This window comes from Bacillus sp. P4_D3, from assembly GCF_056401855.1.
Map to the genome: position 1 here is coordinate 1 of NZ_JBFUIN010000205.1, position 5642 is coordinate 5642.

At 37.0% G+C, this 5642-nt stretch carries 5 protein-coding genes; 3 read left to right on the forward strand and 2 right to left on the reverse strand.

Annotation, left to right across the window (positions count from 1 at the left end; all coding sequences use genetic code 11):
* On the forward strand, nucleotides 1-509 hold a 509-nt coding region (gene calY / locus AC1DTM_RS17175; RefSeq protein WP_477000549.1), incomplete at its 5' end, for a biofilm matrix protein CalY.
* 81 nt (nucleotides 510-590) lie between these two features.
* On the opposite strand, the gene AC1DTM_RS17180 is transcribed toward calY, so the two are convergent.
* Nucleotides 591-914 (reverse strand): helix-turn-helix domain-containing protein, encoded by a 324-nt coding sequence (locus tag AC1DTM_RS17180; protein ID WP_002064339.1) that lies wholly within the window; start codon nucleotides 912-914, stop codon nucleotides 591-593.
* 79 nt (nucleotides 915-993) lie between these two features.
* On the reverse strand, nucleotides 994-1128 hold the full coding sequence (locus tag AC1DTM_RS17185; RefSeq protein ID WP_002011474.1) for an anti-repressor SinI family protein: 135 nt from the start codon (nucleotides 1126-1128) through the stop codon (nucleotides 994-996).
* A 341-nt stretch (nucleotides 1129-1469) separates the two neighbouring features.
* Between AC1DTM_RS17185 and inhA1 the strand changes: the two genes are divergently transcribed.
* Nucleotides 1470-3857: a M6 family metalloprotease immune inhibitor InhA1 gene (inhA1, locus tag AC1DTM_RS17190; protein WP_477000550.1), complete on the forward strand. Its 2388-nt coding sequence runs from the start codon at nucleotides 1470-1472 to the stop codon at nucleotides 3855-3857.
* A gap of 171 nt (nucleotides 3858-4028) precedes the next feature.
* Nucleotides 4029-5396, forward strand: coding sequence for an aldehyde dehydrogenase (locus AC1DTM_RS17195; protein ID WP_016104227.1), 1368 nt, complete (start codon nucleotides 4029-4031; stop codon nucleotides 5394-5396).
* Nucleotides 5397-5642: the final 246 nt, after the last annotated feature.

Sequence of the window (5642 nt, forward strand, 5' to 3'; positions counted from 1 at the left end):
TTAGTGATAAAGAAGTATCGAACAATACATTTGCAGCTGGGACGTTAGATCTTACATTAAACCCTAAAACGCTTGTAGATATTAAAGATTTAAAACCAGGGGATACTGTTAAGAAAGAGTTCTTATTAAAGAACGATGGTAGTTTAACAATTAAAGATGTTAAATTAGCGACAAAGTATACTGTTAAAGATGCAAAAGGTGATAATGCTGGTGAAGACTTTGGTAAGCATATTAAAGTGAAATTCCTTTGGAACTGGGATAAGCAAAGTGAGGCTGTATATGAAACAACTTTAGCGGATTTACAAAATGTAGATCCAGATCTTTTAGCTAAAGATATCTTTGCTCCTGAGTGGGGAGAAAAGGGTGGATTAGAGGCTGGCACAGAGGATTACCTATKGGTACAGTTTGAATTCGTAGACAATGGAAAAGAGCAAAATATTYTCCAAGGTGATTCATTGAATTTAGAGTGGACATTCAATGCTAACCAAGAAGCTGGAGAAGAAAAATAATAAAGCAAAAAGCGGGGATTTCCCCGCTTTTTTTTATAAAGAAAAAAAGAAGTGCCCGTTTTAAGCACTCTTTCATATGTATTATTGTTGATTTTTCTTCCATTGTGTAAATTCAAGAAATTCACGAAACTGTTCTTTTGAGACACCGGAGCTCATCGCATCTTTAACGAGTTGTGTCCATTCGGAGTCTAGATGACTTTCTGTTGTTGTTTCATCGTGAAGTAACGTATCAACTGGAATTTGTAGAACAGCTGAAATTTTTTCGAGAAACTGAATGGAAGGGTTTTTTTGTAAATTTCGTTCTATAGAACTAATGTAAGATTTAGCTACACCAGCTTTTTCGGCGAGTTCTGTTAGTGAAATGCCCTTTTGTAAACGAAGGCGTTTTATACGTTCTCCTATCATATTTGCGCACCTTTCTATCAATATGTAGTCGTCTTATGATGTGATTATTATAACATAAACTTCGTTAAAAAGAACGAGGCTATTGAGCCTGGCTCGTATGCTTCATACGTTGGAAAAAGTGTTCAATATCTTGCAGGGCAATGCCAGCATCTAGAGCTTCAAGTATTAAATCAATCCATTCTTGATCTAGTGAGTCAGCCTTATCTTTGTACAAATGTAATTCCTCCCTAATTATTGGTCATAATTGCTGCTACATAGTAGACGATAATTAATCGAATTTTATATTTTATGTATCAAATTATCGAATATTGTGTAGATGAAACAAAGATAAAATCCCCATTAAATTCTCTCTATGGAAATTATAAGGTTTCTGCCAAAAATTTTCAATATTTTCTGAAAACATTGTTGAATTGTGATATATTCGTATACTAACTATGAAATTTTTACAAATATATTAAAAAAATTACATAATATAACTAAATATTGAAAATATATTGAATTTTTAATAATATAGAGTATGTAATACATATTTTATATTAGGGGAGGCAATAAGGGATGAACAAGAAACCATTTAAAGTGTTATCATCAATTGCTTTGACAGCTGTTCTAGGCTTGTCGTTTGGTGCTGGAAGCCAGTCTGTATATGCTGAAACGCCGGAGAACAAGACAGCTACAAGCCCAGTTGATGATCACTTAATCCCAGAAGAGAGATTAGCAAATGCGCTAAAAGAACGTGGGGTAATTGATTCGTCGGCTTCAGAGACAGAAACAAAGAAAGCTGTCGAAAAGTATGTAGAGAAGAAAAAGGGTGAAAATCCTGGGAAAGAAGCGACAAATGGGGACCAACTTACGAAAGATGCATCTGACTTTTTAAAGAAAGTGAAAGATGCGAAAGCAGAAACGAAAGAAAAATCAGAGCAACCAGCAAACGGGACTGCAGCAGGAACAGGTCCAGTTAAAGGGGGCTTAAATGGTAAAGTACCAACTTCACCAGCAAAACAAAAAGGATATAACGGTGAAGTTCGTAAAGATAAAGTACTCGTTTTACTTGTAGAGTATGCTGATTTCAAACATAACAATATTGATAAAGAGCCTGGCTATATGTATTCGAACGATTTTAATAAAGAGCATTATGAAAAAATGTTATTCGGTAATGAGCCATTTGCGTTAGAGGATGGAAGCAAAATCGAAACGTTTAAACAATATTACGAAGAGCAATCAGGTGGTAGTTACACAGTGGACGGAACAGTCACAAAATGGTTAACAGTTCCAGGTAAAGCTGCTGATTACGGTGCAGATGCTGGTACAGGTCATGATAATAAAGGACCAAAAGGACCACGTGATCTAGTAAAAGATGCATTAAAAGCGGCTGTAGATAGCGGACTTGATTTATCACAGTTTGATCAGTTCGATCAATATGATGTAAATGGTGATGGGAATMAAAATCAACCKGACGGTTTAATCGATCACTTAATGATTATTCATGCGGGTGTTGGACAAGAAGCTGGCGGTGGTAAATTAGGTGATGATGCAATTTGGTCACATCGCTGGACAGTTGGACCAAAACCATTCGCAATTGAAGGTACAAAAGCGAAAGTTCCATATTGGGGCGGAAATATGGCAGCATTCGACTACACAATTGAACCAGAAGATGGCGCGGTTGGTGTATTCGCACATGAATATGGCCATGATTTAGGTCTTCCAGATGAGTATGATACACAGTATAGCGGTCAGGGTGAACCGGTTGAAGCTTGGTCTATTATGAGTGGCGGAAGCTGGGCTGGTAAAATCGCAGGAACAACGCCAACGAGTTTATCACCACAAAATAAAGAGTTTTTCCAAAAAACAATCGGTGGTAACTGGGCGAACATCGTAGAAGTAGATTACGAGAAATTAAATAAAGGTATCGGTCTTGCAACATACTTAGACCAAAGTGTTACGAAGTCAGATCGTCCAGGTCTGATTCGTGTTAACTTACCAGATAAAGATGTAAAAGGAATTCAGCCTGCATTTGGTAAACAGTATTACTACAGCACAAAAGGTGATGACCTTCATACAACGATGGAAACGCCACTATTCGATTTAACGAAAGCAACGACTGCAAAATTCGATTATAAGTCATTGTATGAAATCGAAGCAGAGTACGATTTCCTTGAAGTACACGCTGTAACAGAAGATGGACAAAAAACGTTGATTGAAAGAATTGGTGAGAAAGCAAATAGTGGAAATGCAGCTACGACAAATGGAAAATGGGTTGATAAATCATATGATTTAAGTCAATTCAAAGGTAAGAAAGTGAAACTAGTATTTGAATATATTACAGACGGTGGATTGGCGTTAAATGGATTTACACTTGATAATGCGTCACTAACTGTAGATGGAAATGTTGCATTCTCTGATGATGCAGAAGGTACACCACAATTCAAATTGGACGGTTTCGTTGCATCTAACGGAATGGATAAGAAAAAGCATAACTACTATGTAGAGTGGAGAAACTATGCGGGTTCAGATAACGCATTGAAATTTGCTCGCGGTCCAGTATATAACACTGGTATGGTTGTATGGTATGCGGATTCAGCTTACACAGATAACTGGGTTGGCATACATCCAGGACATGGTTTCCTTGGTGTAGTTGACTCTCATCCAGAAGCAATTGCAGGAACTTTAAATGGCAAACCAACATTTAAAAGCAGTACGCGATTCCAAATTGCTGATTCGGCGTTCTCATTCGACAAAACGCCAGCTTGGAAAGTGGTATCTCCAACGCGTGGAACATTCGTATACGATGGATTACCAGGAGTACCGAAGTTTGATGACTCTAAAAAGTATATTAATGAGCAAATTCCAGATGCAGGACGTATTTTACCGAAGCTTGGTCTGAAGTTTGAAGTAGTAGGACAAGCTGATGATAACTCTGCAGGTGCTGTTCGTTTATATCGTTAATACAGTAAAACTACCGGGAGATTTTCTTTCGGTAGTTTTTTTGTGAGCAATGAATTTTATATAAAGGGAAAAGTTATATATAATGTAACTTTAAGAATAGAAATTTGTTACATATGAAGTCTATATAAATAATGAAAGAATTGGATAAAAATAGTGGGAGAAGGTGAGTGCATGAGTATTTCCTCTATTGTAAATAAACAAAAGGAATATTTTTACAAAGGGCATACGAGAAGTGTAGAGACGAGAAAGAATAATTTGAAGAAGCTTTATGATGGAATTCAGCGTTTTGAGGATGAGATTTTTCAAGCGTTGAAATTAGATTTGAATAAATCAGTTCACGAATCATTTACAACAGAAATTGGATATGTACTAAAAGAGATTTCTTTTCAAATGAAGCATATTTCATCTTGGAGTAAACCAAAGCGTGTTCGCACAGCTCTTACTCATTTTGGATCGAAGGGGAAAGTAGTGCCAGAACCTTATGGTGTGACGCTTATTATCGCACCGTGGAACTATCCGTTTCAATTAGCAATTGCCCCACTCGTAGGAGCATTGGCAGCCGGAAATACAGTCGTTTTAAAGCCGTCAGAGTTAACGCCAAACGTTTCAAAAGTGCTTACGAGAATGCTAGAAGAATTATTCCCAGAAGAGCTTGTATCGGTAGTAGAAGGCGGTGTTGAGGAAAGCACTGCACTTTTAAAGGAACCGTTTGACTATATTTTCTTTACAGGTAGTGTTGGTGTTGGAAAAGTTGTGATGGAAGCAGCGGCGAAAAAATTAACGCCTCTTACGTTAGAGCTTGGCGGGAAAAGCCCATGTATTGTACATAAAGATGCAAAGCTAGATGTAACCGCAAGACGTATCGTTTGGGGCAAGTTTTTGAATGCTGGGCAGACGTGTGTAGCGCCTGATTATATGTACGTTCATTCTTCAGTGAAAGAGCAGTTAATCGAGGCATTACGACATGAAATCGCAGAGCAATATGGAAAAGATGCTTTGCAAAATGACAATTATGTGCGAATTGTGAGTGAGCGTCATTTTGAACGTCTATGTACATTTTTGCAAGACGGTAAACCTGTGATTGGCGGGAATTATACGAAAGAAACATTACACATAGAGCCTACAGTGTTAACGAATGTTACATGGCAAAGTGCTGTTATGGAAGATGAAATTTTTGGACCTATTTTACCAATTATAGAATACGACAAAATAGAAGAGGTAATTGAAACGATTCAGCACCATCCAAAGCCGTTAGCACTATATGTATTTTCTGAAGATAGAAAAGTGCAAGAGAAAGTGACGAGTAATATTTCATATGGCGGAGGATGTATAAATGATGTCGTGTATCATCTTGCAACGCCATATTTACCTTTTGGGGGCGTTGGAAGTAGTGGGTTAGGCAGCTATCACGGTGAACAAAGTTTTCGGACTTTTTCACATTATAAAAGCATTTTGTCCCAATCTACAGCATTTGACATGAAAATTCGTTACTCTTCTACAAAAAGTGCTTTAAAATTCATACGAAAGTTGTTAAAATGATGATGGTGTTTATCAGTAGGCGTAGCCGTATGATAAAAACCCCTTCGCAACTGAAGGGGTTTTTCTGTTCGACATATGTATCATGCGAAAATGAATCAAACATACTACATAAAGAATAGAAGAGAACGCTGCTAAACAACCATTTTTGTTTGGATCGAAACAAAAAATAGTCTATAGAACATAAATATTTATTCATGAATATAAAAATTAAAATTTAAGGTAGATAGGACGGGAAAATGAAAAAGA